Annotated in this window: 12 protein-coding genes; 4 read left to right on the plus strand and 8 right to left on the minus strand. The window is 74.6% G+C overall.

Annotated features, from left to right (window positions below):
- Nucleotides 1-72: 72 nt before the first annotated feature.
- From murD to rsmH, 7 genes are all read right to left on the minus strand, one after another.
- Entirely contained in the window at nucleotides 73-1,476 is a 1,404-nt protein-coding gene (gene murD / locus BIV57_RS07405) for a UDP-N-acetylmuramoyl-L-alanine--D-glutamate ligase (RefSeq protein WP_071655867.1), read from the minus strand.
- Nucleotides 1,473-2,537 (minus strand): phospho-N-acetylmuramoyl-pentapeptide-transferase, encoded by a 1,065-nt coding sequence (mraY, locus tag BIV57_RS07410; RefSeq protein ID WP_071655868.1) that lies wholly within the window; start codon nucleotides 2,535-2,537, stop codon nucleotides 1,473-1,475. The genes murD and mraY overlap by 4 nt, the downstream gene beginning before the upstream one ends.
- Entirely contained in the window at nucleotides 2,537-3,967 is a 1,431-nt protein-coding gene (locus tag BIV57_RS07415; RefSeq protein ID WP_071655869.1) for a UDP-N-acetylmuramoyl-tripeptide--D-alanyl-D-alanine ligase, read from the minus strand. The genes mraY and BIV57_RS07415 overlap by 1 nt, the downstream gene beginning before the upstream one ends.
- Nucleotides 3,964-5,655: a UDP-N-acetylmuramoyl-L-alanyl-D-glutamate--2,6-diaminopimelate ligase gene (locus BIV57_RS07420; protein ID WP_079170105.1), complete on the minus strand. Its 1,692-nt coding sequence runs from the start codon at nucleotides 5,653-5,655 to the stop codon at nucleotides 3,964-3,966. The genes BIV57_RS07415 and BIV57_RS07420 overlap by 4 nt, the downstream gene beginning before the upstream one ends.
- A 207-nt stretch (nucleotides 5,656-5,862) precedes the next feature.
- On the minus strand, nucleotides 5,863-7,650 hold the full coding sequence (locus BIV57_RS07425; RefSeq protein ID WP_175548685.1) for a peptidoglycan D,D-transpeptidase FtsI family protein: 1,788 nt from the start codon (nucleotides 7,648-7,650) through the stop codon (nucleotides 5,863-5,865).
- Nucleotides 7,647-8,171, minus strand: a complete 525-nt coding sequence (gene ftsL / locus BIV57_RS23995) for a cell division protein FtsL (RefSeq protein WP_071655870.1) — start codon at nucleotides 8,169-8,171, stop codon at nucleotides 7,647-7,649. The genes BIV57_RS07425 and ftsL overlap by 4 nt, the downstream gene beginning before the upstream one ends.
- Nucleotides 8,168-9,139 carry a 16S rRNA (cytosine(1402)-N(4))-methyltransferase RsmH gene (rsmH, locus tag BIV57_RS07435; RefSeq protein WP_071655871.1) on the minus strand — a complete coding sequence of 324 codons (972 nt, stop codon included), beginning with the start codon at nucleotides 9,137-9,139 and terminating at the stop codon, nucleotides 8,168-8,170. The genes ftsL and rsmH overlap by 4 nt, the downstream gene beginning before the upstream one ends.
- 492 nt (nucleotides 9,140-9,631) lie before the next feature.
- On the opposite strand from rsmH, the gene BIV57_RS07440 reads away from it, so the two are divergent.
- The 4 genes from BIV57_RS07440 (at nucleotide 9,632) to BIV57_RS07455 (ending at nucleotide 15,092) form a co-directional block, all read left to right on the plus strand.
- Nucleotides 9,632-10,126 carry a beta-class carbonic anhydrase gene (locus tag BIV57_RS07440; protein ID WP_071655872.1) on the plus strand — a complete coding sequence of 165 codons (495 nt, stop codon included), beginning with the start codon at nucleotides 9,632-9,634 and terminating at the stop codon, nucleotides 10,124-10,126.
- Between the two features lie 232 nt (nucleotides 10,127-10,358).
- A complete protein-coding gene (locus BIV57_RS07445) occupies nucleotides 10,359-11,372 on the plus strand; it encodes an AAA family ATPase (RefSeq protein ID WP_071655873.1) in 1,014 nt (337 codons plus the stop codon).
- A 1-nt stretch (nucleotide 11,373) separates the two neighbouring features.
- Complete coding sequence (locus tag BIV57_RS07450; RefSeq protein ID WP_071655874.1) at nucleotides 11,374-12,714, plus strand: DUF58 domain-containing protein; 1,341 nt, start codon at nucleotides 11,374-11,376, stop codon at nucleotides 12,712-12,714.
- Entirely contained in the window at nucleotides 12,711-15,092 is a 2,382-nt protein-coding gene (locus tag BIV57_RS07455; protein WP_071655875.1) for a transglutaminase TgpA family protein, read from the plus strand. The genes BIV57_RS07450 and BIV57_RS07455 overlap by 4 nt, the downstream gene beginning before the upstream one ends.
- Here the strand turns inward: BIV57_RS07455 and BIV57_RS07460 are convergent.
- Entirely contained in the window at nucleotides 15,049-17,322 is a 2,274-nt protein-coding gene (locus BIV57_RS07460; RefSeq protein ID WP_079170106.1) for a DEAD/DEAH box helicase, read from the minus strand. The two genes, BIV57_RS07455 and BIV57_RS07460, sit on opposite strands and share 44 nt — an antisense overlap.
- Between the last annotated feature and the right edge of the window lie 71 nt (nucleotides 17,323-17,393).

The following is a 17,393-nucleotide window of genomic DNA, read 5'->3' on the forward strand; positions in this document are numbered from 1 at the left end:
GAGGTCGGCGCGGCGACAGCGGACCTGTCGCCCATGGGCGGGTGGGGTGCCGGGCGAGGGGCGGCGGAGCCGTCACCCCGCGGCGCGCACCGCCGCCGCGAACAGGTCGCCGCGCTCGCCGTAGTTGGCGAAGATGTCCCACGACGCGCACGCCGGCGCCAGCAGGACGGTGTCCCCGGACTCGGCCATTCCCCGCGCCACCGACACCGCCGTCGCCATCACCGCCGTCGACGCGTCGTCCAGCACGACCACCGGAAGCTCCGGCGCGTACCGCGCCAACCGCTCCGCGAACAGCCCGCGGTCCCGCCCCAGCAGCACCGCGCCCCGCAGCCGTCCCGACTCCGCAGCCCCGCGGACCAGGCCCTCGACGTCGCCGCCCTTCGCGTCGCCGCCCGCGATCCACACCACGTGCGGGTACGAGCCCAGCGACGCCGCCGCCGCATGCGGGTTGGTCGCCTTGGAGTCGTCGACGTAGGTGACGCCGTCGATCTCCGCCACCACCGCGATCCGGTGCGCGTCCGGGTGGAACGCCTGCAGCCCGTCCCGCACCGCCGCCGGCGCGACGCCGTACGCCCGCGCCAACGCCGCCGCGGCCAGCGCGTTGGCGATGTTGTGCGGCACCGACGGCCGGACGTCCTGCACCGACGCCAGCTCCTGGGCGTTCCGGTGCCGGTCCGGGCAGAACGCGCGGTCGACGAGGAGCCCGTCGACGACGCCGACCATGGACGGCCCCGGCGCGCCCAGCGTGAACCCGATGGCGCGGCAGCCCTCCTGGACGTCCGCGTCGATCACCATCTTCTCGGTGGCCGGGTCGGCGACGTTGTACACGCACGCCACCTCGGTGCCGTTGTAGACGCGGCCCTTGTCGGCGACGTAGCGCTCGAACGAGCCGTGCCAGTCCAGATGGTCGGGGGCGATGTTGAGGCAGGCCGACGCCAGCGGCCGCACGCTCGGCGCCCAGTAGATCTGGAAGCTGGACAGCTCCACGGCGAGGACGTCGTACGCGTCCCCGGCGAGCACCGCCTCCAGCGGCGGCGTCCCGACGTTGCCCACCACGGCCGTCCGCTTGCCGGCCGCCTCCAGGATCGAGCCGAGCATCTGCACGGTCGTGGTCTTGCCGTTGGTGCCCGTCACGACGAGCCACGGCGGGGCGCCCTCCGGCCGGAGCCGCCAGGCGAGTTCGACCTCGCCCCAGATCGGGACGGACGCCGCCCGCGCCTGGTCGTAGATCGCCGAGGTCGGCGGCAGGCCCGGGGAGGCGATCACCAGGGCGGTGCCGTCCGGCAGCTCCTCGCTGCCCAGCACGACCCGCGCCCCGATCTCCTCCAGGCGGGCCGCGGCGGCGCGCCGCGTCTCGTCGTCACGGGTGTCGACGACGGTGAGCCGCGCGCCCATCCCGGCGAGCACCGGCACCACGGACTGCGCCACCACGCCCGTGCTGATCACCGTGACCGGCAGCCCCTGCCAATCCGTCACTTGTTCGCCGCCCAGCTCGCATAGAAGATGCCGACGCCCAGAGCCACGCACAGGCCCGCGATGATCCAGAATCTGACCACGATCAGGACCTCGCTCCACCCCTTCAGCTCGAAGTGGTGCTGCAGCGGCGCCATCCGGAAGATCCGCTTGCCGGTGAGCCGGAACGAGCCGACCTGCATGATCACCGACAGCGAGATGATCAGGAAGAGCCCGCACAGCAGCGCCGACAGCAGCTCGGTGCGCGAGCAGATCGCCAGGCCGGCGAACATCCCGCCGAGCGCCAGCGACCCGGTGTCGCCCATGAAGATCTTCGCCGGCGAGGTGTTCCACCACAGGAAGCCGAAGCAGGCCCCCATCAGCGCCGCAGCGACCACCGCCAGGTCCAGCGGGTCGCGCACCTGGAAGCAGCCCTTCCCCGCCGTCAGCCAGTTCGCGCAGGACTGGCCGTACTGCCAGACCCCGATGAACACGTACGCGCCCGAGACCATCACCGACGCGCCCGTCGCCAGGCCGTCCAGACCGTCCGTCAGGTTGACGCCGTTGGACATCGCCGCGATCAGGAAGAGCGCCCAGATCACGAAGACCACCGGCCCGATCGACCAGCCGAAGTCGTGCACGAACGAGAGCCGGGTGGAGCCCGGCGTCAGCCCGGCGCCGTCCTTGAAGCGCAGCGAGAGGATCGCGAACGCCAGGCCCACCAGCGTCTGCCCGGTGAGCTTGGCCTTGGCGCGCAGGCCCAGGCTGCGCTGCTTGACGACCTTGATGTAGTCGTCGAGGAAGCCGACGAGCCCCATCCCGGCGAAGAGGAAGAGCACCAGCACGCCGCTCGCCGTCGGCCGGCTGCCGAAGATCAGCTTCGTGCCGGCGTAGGCGACCAGCGTCGCGAGGATGAAGACCGTGCCGCCCATGGTGGGCGTGCCGCGCTTGCTGTGGTGGCCCTGCGGGCCGTCGTCGCGGATCATCTGGCCGTAGCCCTTGGAGGCCAGGATGCGGATCGCCACCGGGGTGCCGACCAGCGAGATGAACAGACCGATGACCGCGGCGACCAGGATCTGCGCCATCATCGGGCGGCTCCCGGCGTGGTGTCCGCACTGCCCGCACCGTCAGCGAGCAGCGCCTCCGCGACGCGCTCCAGCCCGATCCCCCGCGACGCCTTCACCAGCACCACGTCTCCCGGCCGCAGCCGGTCCCGGAGCAGGTCGATCGCCGCCTGCGCATCGGTCACCTGTACCGACTCCTCATTCCATGAGCCCTCGTTCCGGGCTCCCAGTTCCATCCATTCGGCCTCGCGTCCGCCGACGGCGACCAGCGTTCCGATGTTCAACCGCACCACGAGCCTCCCCAGCGCGTCGTGCTCGGCCATCGTGTCGTCCCCGAGCTCCAGCATCGGACCGAGGACCGCGTAGCTGTGGGCCTCCGGACGAGACCGTGCCATGACCGCAACAGATCGCAGCGCGGCCCGCATGGAGGCCGGGTTGGCGTTGTACGCGTCGTTGACGATGGTGACGCCGTCGGCCCGCTCGCGGACCTCCATCCGCCACCGGGAGAGCGCCTCGGCCTCGCTGAGGCCGAGCGCCAGCTCCGCAAGGCCCATGCCCAGCTCGCGGGCGGCGGTGGCCGCGGCGAGCGCGTTGGCGACCTGGTGGTCGCCGACCAGCTTCAGCTGGACGTGGGCGCGGCCCTCGGGGGTGATCAGGGTGAAGCCGGGGCGGCCCTTGTCGTCCAGGGCGATCTCCTCGGCGCGCACCGTCGCCTCGGGCGACTCGCCGTAGTAGACCACCCGGGCGCGGGTCTTGTCCGCCATCGCCCTCACCCGGAAGTCGTCGGCGTTGAGGATCGCCACGCCGTCGTCCGGGAGGGCCTGGACGATCTCGCTCTTCGCCTCGGCGATGGCGTCCTGGCCGCCGAACTCGCCGATGTGCGCGGTCCCGACGTTGAGCACCACCGACACCTTGGGCGGGGTGATCCCGCACAGGTAGGCGATGTCGCCCTTGTGCGCGGCGCCCATCTCCATCACCAGGTGGCGGGTCTGCTCGTCGGCGCGCAGCGCGGTCAGCGGGTGGCCGATCTCGTTGTTGAACGAGCCGGCCGGGAAGACGGTGGGGCCGAGCCGGGTGAGCAGCTGGCCGATCATGTCCTTGGTGGAGGTCTTGCCGGCCGAGCCGGTCAGCGCGACGACGGTGGCCTGCGGCAGCCGGTCGACGACGCCGCGGGCGAGCCGGCCGAGGGCCTTGACGGTGTCGTCGACGACGATCGCCGGGACGCCGACCGGGCGCATCGCGAGCACCGCGGCGGCGCCGTCCGCGACCGCCTGCGCCGCGAAGTCGTGGCCGTCCACGCGCTCTCCGGCGATGGCGGCGAACAGGGCGCCGGGCTCGATGCGGCGCGAGTCGTGGACCACCGGGCCGGTGATGCGGGCCTCGGGGTCGGGGGCGTCGTGCAGGACCCCGCCGAGGATGGTGGCGGCCTCGGCAAGGCTGAGCGGGATCAAGACTGCTGCTCCTTCGGGTCCTTCGGGGAGGCGGCGCCGTCGGTGGGCGGCGGCCCGCTGAGTTCGTGGAGGGCTCGGCCGAGGACCTCGCGGTCGTCGAACGGCCGGACCTCGCCGCCGACGTACTGGCCGACCTCGTGGCCCTTGCCGGCGACGAGCACGGTGTCGCCGGGCCGGGCGCGGCGCACCGCGGAGCGGATGGCCTCCTCGCGGTCGACCATCATCAGCACGTTGCCGCGCTGCCGCTCGGGGACGCGCGCGGCGCCCTCCAGCAGTTGGACGAGGATGGCCAGCGCGTCCTCGGTGCGGGGGTTGTCGCTGGTGAGGATGGCGGTGTCGGCCAACCGGGCGGCCGCTGCGCCCATGTGGGGCCGCTTCAGCTGGTCGCGGTCGCCGCCGGCGCCGACCACGACGAGCAGCTTGCCCGGGGTGACCTCGCGGAGCGCGGTGAGCGCGTTCTCGAGGGCGTCCGGCTTGTGGGCGAAGTCGACGACGCCCAGGACGCGGGAGCCCTCGGGGCCGTCCACCCGCTCCATCCGCCCGGGGACGCCGGGGACCGCGGCGACGCCGGCGACGGCCTCGGCCAGCGGCCGTCCGGCGGTGGTGGCGGCGGCGATCGCGGCGAGCGCGTTGGCGACGTTGAAGGGGCCGGGGAGCTCGACGGAGGCGCGGGCGCAGGCGCCGTCCGGGGCGTGCACGGTGAACGTGGAGCCGCCGGGGCGCAGTTCGACGTCTGTGGCGCGCCAGTCGGCGTCCGGGTCGCCGGTCGCCGAGTAGGTCTGCACCGGGATCTCGGCGACCTCCTCGGCGAGCCGCCGGCCGTAGGCGTCGTCGATGTTGACGATGCCGCGGCGGGCCCGGTGCGGGGTGAACAGCTGCGCCTTGGCCCGGAAGTAGTCCTCCATGTCGGCGTGGAAGTCGAGGTGCTCGGGCGTCAGGTTGTTGAAGACGGCGACGTCGAAGACGGCCCCGTCGACGCGGCCGAAGACCAGGGCGTGGCTGGAGACCTCCATGGCGGCCGACTGGGTGCCGCGCTCGCGCATGGCGGCGAAGAGGGCGTGCAGCTGGGTGGCCTCGGGGGTGGTGCGCTCGGCGGGGACGCCGGGCTCCGGGTGCTCGCCGCCGAGGCGGATCTCGACGCCGCCGACGAGCCCGGCCTCGGCGTGGGCGCCGTGGCTGAGCGCGCCGTGCGCCAGGAAGCCGGTGGTGGACTTGCCGTTGGTGCCGGTGATGCCGACCAGGGTGAGGGCGTCGGCGGGGTGCCCGTAGATGCGGGCGGCGGCGGCGCCCATCACGGCGCGCGGGTCGGGCTCGATCAGCAGCGGCACCTCCGGGGTGCCGGCGGCGAAGGCCTCGCGGGCGCGGCGGGCGCCCTCCTCGTCGGTGAGCAGGGCGGCGGCGCCGGCCTCGACGACCTGGGCGGTGAAGTCGGCGCCGTGCACGCGGGCGCCGGGCAGCGCGGCGTAGAGGTCGCCGGGGCGCACGTCGCGCGAGTCGTTGGTGATGCCGGAGACCTCGGCCTCGGGGGCCTCGTCGCGGGCGATCCGGGCGCCGCCGTGGACCCCCTCCAGCTCCTTGGCGAGCCCGGCCAGGGAGGTGGGCGTCACGCGGGCGGGGCGGACGGAGCCGGGCCGCGCCGGGGGCGGCGCGTCGGTCCGCGGCGGGCGGGACTGATCAGGTTTCGGCACGGCCGTGAGAGTACCGGTTGCCCCCGGCGCGGGGCGAAGCGAGGCGCGCGGCGGTCGCGGGGTGTCTGTGTCCGGACACGCTGGGTGAGGCGATCCGGCTTCGGGGTGCGCCCCCGGGGCGTCGGTGCGCTGACGCTCCGTCGGGCGTGTCGGGCCTATGGGCGCCGAGGGGTCTTCTTCGCTGTCCTGCACGATCCTCACCGCCGCTCACCAGTTGATGGGAAGGTTGGGGGACGGGCTGCCGCTGGGGGCGACGTTCATCTCGGTGAGCGCCTCCTCGGCGACCTTCTTGAAGACCGGGCCGCACAGCGGTCCGCCGAAGTGGCCGGTCTTGTGGGGGCCCTGGAGGAAGCAGCCGATGGCGATCCGCGGCTTGTCGGCGGGTGCGTAGCCGATGAAGGACGCGGTGTAGCCGGAGTAGCCGGGCCCGTTCGGGTTGGGCCGGTTGGCGGTTCCGGTCTTGCCCGCGACCCGGTAGCCGGGGATGCGGGCATAGGTGCCGGTGCCGCCGTCGTTGCCGACCACCGCCTCCAGCATGTCGGAGACGGTGCCCGCGGTGGACGCGGAGATCGCCCGCGTCTCCTTGGGCGCGGGCGACGGGGTGAAGCGCCCGTCGGCGCCGGTGGTTCCGGCGACGAGGGTCGGGGTGACGCGCACGCCGCCGTTGGCGACCGTGGCGTAGACCGAAGTGGCTTGCAGGGCGTTCATCGAGACCCCCTGTCCGAAGGGGATGGTGTATTGCTGCGACGCGTTCCAGTCCTGCGGCTTGGCGAGGATGCCTCGGGTCTCGCCCGGGTAGCCGATGCCGGAGGGCTGGCCGATCCCGAAACGCCGCAGGTACGAGTAGAGAGTGTCGTTGATCTGCGTTCGGTTCTTGCCGAGCTGCTCGGTGGCGAGGATCGTCCCGATATTGCTGGATTTGGCGAGCACCCCGGTGAGGGTGAGGTGCCAGTCGCCGTGCGGTACGTCGTCGTGGAAGACCCGGTCGGCGCGCTGCAGGGTGCCGGGGACGGTGACATGGGTGCCGGGCTCGGCGGCGTGCTCCTGGATGACGGCCGACATGCTCATCACCTTGCTGGTGGAGCCGGGCTCGAAGGCCTCCTGGAGGGCCGGGAAGGCCAGCTGGCGGCTGGTCACCTTGGAGAGGTCGCCGGGGTCGTAGCCGGGGGCCGAGGCCATCGCCAGCACCTGGCCGGTCTTCACGTCGATGGCGACGACGGAGCCGCTGTCGGCGCCGGTCTCCCTCACCTTGTCGGCGATGGCCTGCTGGGCCGTCCACTGCAGGTCGCGGTCGAGGGTGAGGCGGACGTCGCGGCCGGGGACGGCGGGGTCCTCCTTGCCGCCGGCGGTCGGCACCCGCCGCCCGCCGACCTGCACATAGGTGCGCTTGCCGTCGTGGCCGCGGAGCAGCGGGTCGTACTCGCCCTCCAGCCCGCCGGTGCCCTTGCCGTCGGCGCTGACGAAGCCGAGCAGGTTGCCGGCCAGGTCGCCGGCGGGGTAGACGCGCTTGCTGTGCTCGCTGTCGAACACCCCGGCGAGCACCGGGTTGCTGTTCTTCAGCTTCAGCACCTGCTGGCGGGCGGCGGGGCTCACCTGGGCGGCGAGCATGGCGTAGCGGCCCTTGGCGCTCAGCTTGCGCTCCAGGGTGCCGGCGTCGACGCCGAGCACGGGCGCGAGCAGCGCGGCGGCGCGCGCCGGCCCGTCGGCGACCTTCGCCTGGGAGGGCGTGAACATGCTCGGGTCGGCAGTGATGTCGTAGGCGTCGACGGTGTCGGCGAGGACGTTGCCGTTCCGGTCCGTTATGGCGCCGCGCTCGGCGGGGAGCACGACCTTGACGAACCGGTTCTCGGTGACGTCCGCCTGGGCCGCGTACACCGGCCCGTCCACGGCCTGAAGCTGGATCAGCCGCCCGGCGAAGAGCGTCCCGACGACCCCCAGCGCCACCACGGCGGTGCGCAGCCGCACCTTCTGCCGCCCCAGCTTCACCCGCTTCACCGCTTCACCCCGCTAGAAGTAGGAGAAACCGACGGCGAGGGGGAGACCGACGGACCCGGCGAGCCCCCACCGGCCCGGGGCGGGGTGCCGGGGCTCGGGGCGGCAGCACCCGAGGGCGACGCGGCAGGCGACGGTGACGCGGGGGTGGGCGACGCCACCGGCGCCGGCGCGTACGCCGCCGGCGAGGGGTCCCCCTTCACCCCGCCCCCGGGAGCGAGGAACGCCGGCGCCCCGCCGGGAACCATCCCCAGCGACCCCGCCCGCTTCGCCAGCGCCCCCGGCGCCGACTCCTGCTGGATCCGCTGCCGCAGCCCCTCCGCCGCGTCCTCCTTGCGCTTCGTCTCCTGCTGGAGCGCCGAGAGCCGGAACGACCCCGAGTTCAGCGCCGTGTTCAGCAGCAGCAGCCCCACCAGCCCCGACACCAGCAGCCCCACCATCAGCAGCACGAACGGCAGCCGCGCCGCCGTCGTGCTCCCGGCCGGCAGCATCCGCCAGGGCCCCCGCCACCCGACCCGCTTCATCGCGCCCCCTTCACCCGCGCCGTCCGAGGCCGCCGCACGACCTCCGCCGCCCGCAGCCGCGCCGACGCGGCCCGCGGGTTCTCGGCGATCTCCGTCTCGTCCGCGCCCTCGGAGCCGCGGGTCAGCAGTTTCAGCCACGGCTTCTGGTCCTCGGGGACGATCGGCAGGCCCGGTGGGGCCGTGCTGGTCGCGCCCGCCGCGAACGCCCGTTTGACGATCCGGTCCTCAAGCGAGTGGTAGGCGAGCACCGCGATCCGTCCGCCGACGTCCAGCGCCTCCAGCGCCGCGGGGATGGCGCCGCGGACCGCCTCCAACTCCCCGTTGACCTCGATGCGCAGCGCCTGGAACGTCCGCTTCGCCGGATTTCCTCCGGTGCGCCGCGCCGGCGCGGGGATCGCCTCCCGCACCAGCTCCACCAGCCGCGCGCTCCGGGTGAACGGCTCGGCGTCGCGCTCCCGCACCACCCGGTCGGCGATCCGGGAGGCGAACCGCTCCTCGCCGTAGTCCCGCAGGATCCGCGTCAACTCGCGCTTGTCGTAGCTGTTGAGGACCTCCGCCGCGGACATCCCGCGCGTCGGGTCCATCCGCATGTCCAGCGGGGCGTCCTGGGCGTAGGCGAAGCCGCGGTCGGCCTCGTCCAGCTGCATGGAGGAGACGCCGAGGTCGAAGAGGACGCCGTGCACCCGCGGCACCCCGAGGCGCTCCAGCACCTCGGGGATCTCGTCGTAGACGGCGTGCACCAGGTGCGCACGCGCCCCGAAGGGCTTCAGCCGCTCCCCGGAGAGCTCCAGGGCGCGCGGGTCGCGGTCGATGGCGATCAGCTCGAGCTCCGGAAAGCGCGTCAGCAGCGCCTCGCTGTGCCCGCCGAGGCCCAGGGTGCCGTCGATGGCGACCGCGCCCGGCCGCTCCAGCGCGGGCGCGAGCAGATCCAGGCACCGGGTCAACATGACGGGGATGTGCTGCGCCACGGGTGGCCTTTCCTGCTCGCGCCTTGGTCGTTGCCGCGACGCGCCGTCCGGGCCCCGCCCGTTCGCCCCGGGGGAAGGCGCCGCCTGGCACCGGGGAAGGTGCGCCAGGCCGCGCCGGGGGCGGAACGGGAGGAGGCCGCACGGCACCTCGCCTCGAGGCCGGTCCTTCCTCCACGGAAGTACACCGAAGTGCAAGGAACCGGGCCGCTCCCCATTGTGAGGGATCGTCACCGGCGCCCCGACAGCACCTCCCGACGACGCGCGGACATCGGAGATCGTTTCACCTAGCCCAGCACGCTAGTACCGGGAGGCCCTCTCCTTCCATCAAGTCCACCCGAATGTCGGCACCCGAAGGCATGTCGCCCGAACGGATACCGAACGCCGGAGCGGGACCGCACGCGTCCTCGACCGCCCACCCTATAGGGCGAAACGAGGCGCGCGTTCGAGGTAAAGGACTCCCCAAACTGTGAGGTCACGGCTACCGTCGGCGACATGTTCACGACCGAGACGGACGCCGTCGTCGCCGGCAACGCCCGGTACGCCGGCGATCACCGCGACTCCGCCCTCCCGGCCCGCCCCGCGCGCAAGCTCGCGGTGGTCACCTGCATGGACGCCCGGTTGGACGTGCTGCCCATGCTCGGCCTCGACATCGGGGACGCGCACATCATCCGCAACGCCGGGGGCGTCGTCACCGAGGACGTCATCCGCTCGCTGTCGATCAGTCAGCGGCTGCTCGGCACCCGCGCGGTGGCGCTCGTCCACCACTCCGGCTGCGGCATGCTCACCGTCACCGAGGACTTCCGCCGCAGCCTCCAGGACGAGGTGGGGATGCGCCCGGCCTGGGCCGTCGAGGCCTTCACCGACCTGGAGTCGGACGTCCGCCAGTCGCTCGCCCGGGTCCGCACCTCGCCCTTCCTGATGGACGTCGACGACGTGCGCGGCTTCGTCCTCGACCTGGCGTCCGGACGCCTCGAAGAAGTGCGCTGAACGGGGCGCCCGTCCGAAGGTCCGCCCAACTGGCGGGCCGCAGACGGCTCCCGGTGGCCGGTCGGGCCGCATACCCTGGGCAACGCGGCGTTCTCGAGACGCGCGGGCCGACCTCGGCAACAATCGAGGCCCCGCGACAATCGAGAACAATGCGTGCGGGGGCGATGTACGGTACGCGTCCGGGGCCACGGACTTGACGGGGGCCCGCGCACAACGGGCCCAGGAGGACCGGGTGACGACACTCAACGGACTCAGCGGACAGGTCGGCCAGAGCGACCTCGCCGAGATCACAGCCACGGTCGGCCGGGTGCGGGCCTCGGTCGAGGAGGTGATCGAGGGCAAGCCGGAGGCCGTGCACCTCGCCCTCACCGTGCTCCTCGCCGAGGGCCACCTGCTCATCGAGGACGTCCCCGGCGTCGGCAAGACCATGCTCGCCAAGGCGCTCGCCCGCTCGGTCGACTGCACCGTCCGCCGCATCCAGTTCACCCCGGACCTGCTGCCCTCCGACATCACCGGGGTCAGCGTCTTCGACCAGGCGAGCAAGGAGTTCGAGTTCAAGCCCGGCGCGATCTTCGCCCAGATCGTGGTCGGCGACGAGATCAACCGCGCCTCGCCCAAGACCCAGTCCGCGCTGCTGGAGTCGATGGAGGAGCGGCAGGTCACCATCGACGGCACCACCTACAAGCTGCCCAGCCCCTTCATGGTGATCGCCACCCAGAACCCGGTGGAGATGGAGGGCACCTACCCGCTCCCCGAGGCGCAGCGCGACCGCTTCATGGCGCGCGTCTCCATCGGCTACCCCTCGGCGGTCGCCGAGCTGCAGATGCTCGATGTGCACAGCGGGCGCTCCCCGCTGGACGACGTGCAGCCGGTGGCGCACGCCCACGACATCCTCAAGCTGGTGGACGCGGTCCGGGGCGTGCATGTCTCGGAGGCCGTCCGCCGCTACGCGGTCGACCTGGTGAGCGCCACCCGCACCCACCCCGAGCTGCGGCTGGGCGCCTCGCCGCGGGCGACGCTGCACCTGGTGCGGGCGGCGCGGGCGTCCGCGGCGCTGGCCGGACGCGAGTTCGTGCTCCCCGACGACGTGCAGGCGCTGGCGGTGCCGGTGCTGGCGCACCGCCTGCTGCCCACCGCGGAGGCCCAGTTGAGCCGGCGCGGGCCGGAGACGGTGGTGGACGAGCTGGTGCGGCAGGTGCCGGTGCCCGGCGACGGCGGCGTCCCCGCCCGGCCGCGGCGGGGCTGAGATGTCCGGTCTCGCCGCCTTCCGGGCGGCACTCGCCGGCCTGACCACCCGCGGACGCTCCTTCCTGGCGGCCGGCCTGGCCGCCGTGGCGTGCGCGGTCGTGCTGGGCCAGTCCGACCTGCTGCGGGTCGGCATCCTGCTGGCGGTGCTGCCGCTGCTGTGCGCGGCGGCGCTGGTCCGCTCCCGCTTCAAGATCGCCGGCGGCCGGCGGCTCACCCCCAGCCGGGTGCACGCCGGCCAGGACGCCCGGGTCTACCTGCGCGTCGACAACGTCTCCCGGGTGCCCAGCGGAACGCTCCTGCTGGAGGACAAGGTGCCCTATGTGCTGGGCGCCCGGCCCCGGTTCGTGCTCGACCGGGTCGAGCCGCGCGGCCACCGCGAGGTCTCCTACCGGGTCCGCTCCGACATGCGCGGCCGCTACCGCCTCGGCCCGCTCCAGCTGCGGCTCGCCGACCCGTTCGGGATGTGCGAGCTGACCCGCTCCTTCCAGCAGGCGGAGGTGCTGACGGTGGTGCCGTCCGTGCTGCCGCTGCCCACCGTCCAACTGGCCGGCGAGTGGGGAGGCTACGGCGACAACCGGGCCCGCTCCATCGCCGCCGCCGGCGACGACGACGTCATCCCGCGCGGCTACCGCTACGGCGACGACATCCGCCGGGTGCACTGGCGCTCCACCGCCCGCTACGGCGAGCTGATGGTGCGCCGCGAGGAGCAGCCGCTGCGCAGCCGGTGCACGCTGCTGCTCGACACCCGGGACGGCGCGCACACGGGGACGGGGCCGGCCTCCACCTTCGAGTGGGCGGTCTCGGCGGTCGCCTCGCTCTCCGTCCACCTGATCTCGCGCGGCTACGCGGTGCGGATGCTGACGGGTGACGGCCTGTCGGTCCCGGACCGGGACGGCTCGGGCGAGCCGGGGCCGGAGACCTCCGGGCTGCTGCTGGACGCGCTCGCCGTCCTCGACACCACCACCATGCCGGGCCTGGCGCGGGCGCTGGACGCGCTGCGGGTGAGCGGCGAGGGGCTGCTGATCGCGGTGCTGGGCGCGCTGGACGAGGAGGAGGCGGCCCGGCTGGCGGCGCTGCGGCGCCGCACGGGCGGCGCGATCGCGCTGCTGCTGGACACCGCGGCGTGGGCGGGCGGGGAGCCCGCCACCGGTGCGGCGGCCCGCGTCCTGGGTGCCGCCGGCTGGACGGTCCTCCCCGTCCCCCCGTCCACCCCCCTGCCCGCCCTCTGGCGCACCCTCAACTCCCGCCCGGGCGTGCCGAAGGCGCACGGGTGGGGTGCCGGGGCGCAGGGGCGGCAGACCGCACCAGCCGGCGACCGCGAGGGGAGCAAGCAGCCGTGACCCCCCGCACCAGACTCACCCTCGCCGCCGCGGCCGCGACCGCGCTCACCTCCATCGCCCTCGCCCCCCTCGCCACCCCGCACGCCTGGCTCATCGAGGGCATCGCCCTCGTCCTGCTCACCGCCCTCACCGGCGCGGCCGCCCGCCGCGCCGCCGTCCCCCGCCCCCTCACCACCCTCGGCCAGGCCCTGATCCTGCTGTGCGTGCTGACCGCCCTCTCCGACCCGGTCCGCCCGCGCGCCGTCGCCGGATTCCTGCCCACCCCCGACTCGCTCACCGCCCTCGCCAACACCGTGCACTCCGGCATCGTCGACTCCGGGCAGTACACGACCCCCGCCCCGGCCACCGACGGCATCGCGCTGATCCTGCTCGCCTCGATCGCCGCCGTCGCCCTGATCGTCGACACCGTCGCCGTCGGCTACGAGCACTCCGCGATCGGCGGCCTCCCGCTGCTCGCCCTCTACTCCGTCGCCGCCTCCCTCGCGCCCGGCGGCGCCGAGTGGGTCCGCTTCCTCTGCGCCGCCTTCGGCTATCTGCTGCTGCTCTTCGCCGAGGGACGCGACCGCCTCTCCCGCTGGGGCCGCGTCTTCACCGGACGCGGCCGCCACCTCACCCCCGGCGGCGCCTTCAAGGGCGCCGGCCCCAGCCCGCAGCTGCGCACCGGGCGCCGGATCGGCCTCACCGCCCTCGGCATCGCCGTCGCCCTGCCGCTCTTCCTGCCGGACATCGGCGGCGGGCTGCTCGACCAGGGCGGCGACTACTCCCCGGCGCGCAACGGCAACGGCACCATCACCGCCGTCAACCCGCTGGTGAGCATGCAGGACTCGCTCAACCAGCCGCAGGACACCCACCTGCTGGACTACCGCACCGACGCCAAGGACCCCAGCGGCGAGTACCTGCGGATCACCGCGCTGGACGAGTTCAACGGCGTCACCTGGCGCCCGGCCGACCGCAACGTCAGCCAGGTCCCCGACCAGCTGCCCGGGCCGAAGGCGGACAGCAGCGTCACGCAGTCCACCGTGCACACCTCCATCACCGCCCGCCCCAACTACGTCCAGACCTGGCTGCCGATGCCGTACAACGCCACCAAGGTGCGGGCGGGCGGCAACTGGCGCTTCGAGCCGATCGACCACGTGATCATCGGCGCCCGCGGGCAGACCACGTCCGGCCTCGCCTACCGGGTCACCTCCACCCAGCTGGACCCCACCCGCCAGCAGCTCTCCGACGCCGGGCAGCCCTCCGCGGCGCTCGTCAAGGAGTTCACCAAGCTGCCCGCGGGCATCCCGAGCCTCGTCCGGCAGGACGCCGACAAAGTCACCGCCGGCGCCACGAACCACTACGAGCAGGCGCTGAAGCTCCAGGACTGGTTCGCCGACTCCGGGCAGTTCACCTACGACACCACCGTGCGCACCGGCCTCGGCCCGCAGGCGATGGCGACGTTCCTGCGCCAGAAGGCCGGCTACTGCGAGCACTTCGCCTCCGCGATGGCCGTGATGGCCCGCTACCTGGGCATCCCGGCCCGGGTCGCGGTCGGCTTCGTCCCGGGCACCCCGGAGGCCGACGGGCTGTACCGGATCGGCGTCCACGACGCGCACGCCTGGCCCGAGCTGTACTTCCAGGGCATCGGCTGGGTGCGCTTCGAGCCGACGCCCAGCCGCGGCGTGCAGCCCGACTACACGGTGCAGAACACCAGCGGCAACCCCGCCACCCCGAACCACAACAACCCGGGCGCCACGGCCGGCGGCGCCGGCCCCAGCCCGTCGCCCGGCGCGACTGCCGGCGGCTGCGTCGGCGGCCAGCTCAACTGCGGCGGCGGGCAGCACGGCGGGGGCGGCGGGACGCCGCACGGCAGCGGCTTCCCGCTGGTGCCGGTGCTCGCCGGCGCCGCGACGGTGCTTTTCCTGCTGGTCCTGGCGTCCGTCCCGGCGCTGCTCCGGCTCCGCGTCCGGCACCGCCGCCTCGGGCCGCGGGGCGAGGACACCCCGGTGCCCGCCCGGGTCCTCGACCTCTGGCTCGAACTCCTCGACACCGCCTGGGACCTGGGCATGCCGGCGGACGAGGCCCGCACCCCGCGCGGCACCGCGGCCTGGCTGGCGGACATGGCCCGGTTCGACGAGCCGGCCCAGGCGGCCGCCGCCCGTGCGGCCGCCGCGACCGAGCGCGCCCGCTACGCCCCCGAGCACCGCCGCGGCGACTCCGACGCCGACGCGCTCGCCGCCGACGTCCGGCTGCTGATCCCCGCGCTGACGGCGGCGGTCCCCCGGCGGGCCCGGCTCCGCGCCCGGCTGCTGCCGCGCAGCACCGCCCGGCTGCTGTGGGCGCTGCAGGCCCGCCTCACCCGGTCCCCCCGCCCGTCCCCGGCCGAATCGGGGGCGTAGCCGGGGGCGCTGACGGGGGCTCGGCCGGAGGTTCGGCCAGGGCTTCGGCCGGAGGCGCCGGAGGCGGCGCGGACGCGGCCAGCCGTTCCTGCTCCTCCTCGACGATGCGCCGCGCCAGCTCGGTGTCCGAGACGTCGACGGCATCCACCGCGGCCTCGGCGACGGCGCTGCGTCGGGCATAGGCGTCGAAGAGGCGGGTCTTGTCCTCCAGCAGCCGCACCAGCCGCTCGTCGACCCCGCCGGTGGCCAGCAGGCGATGCACATGCACCGGCCGGACCTGGCCCATCCGGTGCGCCCGCGCCACGGCCTGGTGTTCGAGGGTCGGTTTGATCTGCGGCTCGCAGAGCACCACGACCGAGGCGGCCTGGATGTTGAGCCCCGTCCCGCCCGCCTGGATCTGCGCGAGCAGCACCGCGGCGCCCGGGCTGCCGGTGAACTCGTCGACGACCAGCTGCCGCCGCTCGGCCGGGACGCTCCCGGTGATCGGCCCGAACACCCGCCCCGCGCCGGCGTCCTCCGCCGACAGCGCCTCCCGCACCGCCCCCAGCACGTCCTTGAAGTTCGAGAACACCACCGTCTTCTGCCCGTTCTCGCCGGCCTCCCGGACGATCTCGGCGAGCCGCCCGAGCTTGGCCGACTTGGCGGGGCGCGCGTAGGCGGCCCGCCGCATCGCCATGAAGTTGCCGGCGAACACCGCCTCGCGATAGGCCTCCTCGTCCGACGCGCTCGGCTCCTGCCACTCGTCGGAGCGCTGCAGGCTGGGCAGTTCGGTCAGCACCTCCGCCTGGTTGCGCCGCAGGTAGACGGGGGCAACGGCACGGCGGAAGGCGACGGACCCGGCGAGCGCGTCTCCCGCGCCCAGCGCGTCGGCCCGCTCGGCGTCGAGCATCCGCACCAGGTTGCGGAACTCCTCGACCCGGTTCTCCATCGGCGTCCCGGTCATCAGCAGGACGCGCTCGCAGCGCCCGGCCCAGGCGGCCACCGCCCGGGACCGCTTGGCTCCCGGGTTCTTCACCGCGTGCGCCTCGTCCACCACCAGCAGGCCGGGCGCGGCGGCGCCGGCGTCCGGCGCGGGGAATCCGCGCAGCGCGTCGTAGGTGGTGACGGCGACGCCGCCGTGCTCCGCCCAGTCGGCGAACGCCGCGTGCCGGTCGGGGCCGTGCAGCGGGACGGCGCGCAGCGTGCTGCGGGCCTCGACCTCCCGCGTCCAGTTCACCAGGACGCTCGCCGGGCACACCACCAGGAACCGGCGCTGCCCCTCGCCCGCCAGATGGGCCAGCACGGCGACCGCCTGGACGGTCTTGCCCAGGCCCATCTCGTCGCCGAGCACCACCTTGCGCTGCACGAGCGCGAACCGGGCGCCGAACGCCTGGTAGCCGCGGAGCGAGACCTTGCGGTGCGTGTCGTCGAGGGGCTGCGTCCGCACCCGTTCGGCGATCGCCTCCGGCAGGAAGCCCTCGGCGGCGGCGGTGTCGGGCAGCCGCACGGAGACCTCGGCGAGCAGGCTGTAGTACTCGGCGGAGCGCAGCTCGAAGTCCACCCAGGCGGCCGCGTCGGACGCGGGGCCGCGCAGCAGGTCCACCGACGCCTGCGCAAACCGGCCGGGCAGGCCGGCCCGTTCCGCCTCCGCGAGCACCTCGCCGACCTCGGCGACGGCGGCGAGCACGCGGGCCCGGCGCGCCCGCCCGGCGAACAGCATCCGGAACCGCCGGGCGGCGGGGGCCGCCTCGGCGAGCAGCGGGTCGAGCCGCTCGCCGAGCGCGGCGGCCCGGTCGACGGCGCGGCCGGCGTCGGGGCCGGCCTCCACCAGCACGTGCAGCGCCTTGACGAGCGCGGTCGTGCCGGGCTCCGGACGGTCCACGTCGATACGGACGGCGGCGGTCTCCCGCACGGCGTCGGAGAGCCGGCCGGCGGCGGCGAGCAGCCGGCCGACGGTCTGCTGCCCGACGCCGGGGATCTGCCGCAGCCGGTAGGGCCCCGCGCGGAGGACGGCGCCCACGGTGCCCAGGCCGCTCCGCTCGACGCTCCCCACCCGCACCCGGCCCTCGGTGACGTCCTGCAACCGGGCGACGGGGATGGCGTCCAGCTCCCGCGCGATCGCCGCCTCCTGAAGCGGCGTGAGCGCGGCCCGCACCGCCTCGACCGCGCGCTCGCGGTCCTCCCGCACGGCCCGCGCCGCCGCCTGCAACCGCCCCCCGCCCGCGATCACCCCCCGCTCCGCCCGCCCCACACCGCCCGCCCTTCTCCCTCAGCCCCCGCATCCTCCCACCCCACCCCGACACCGACGCCCCCGCCGAACTC

Source organism: Mangrovactinospora gilvigrisea (assembly GCF_001879105.1).
Classification (GTDB): Bacteria; Actinomycetota; Actinomycetes; order Streptomycetales; family Streptomycetaceae; genus Mangrovactinospora; species Mangrovactinospora gilvigrisea.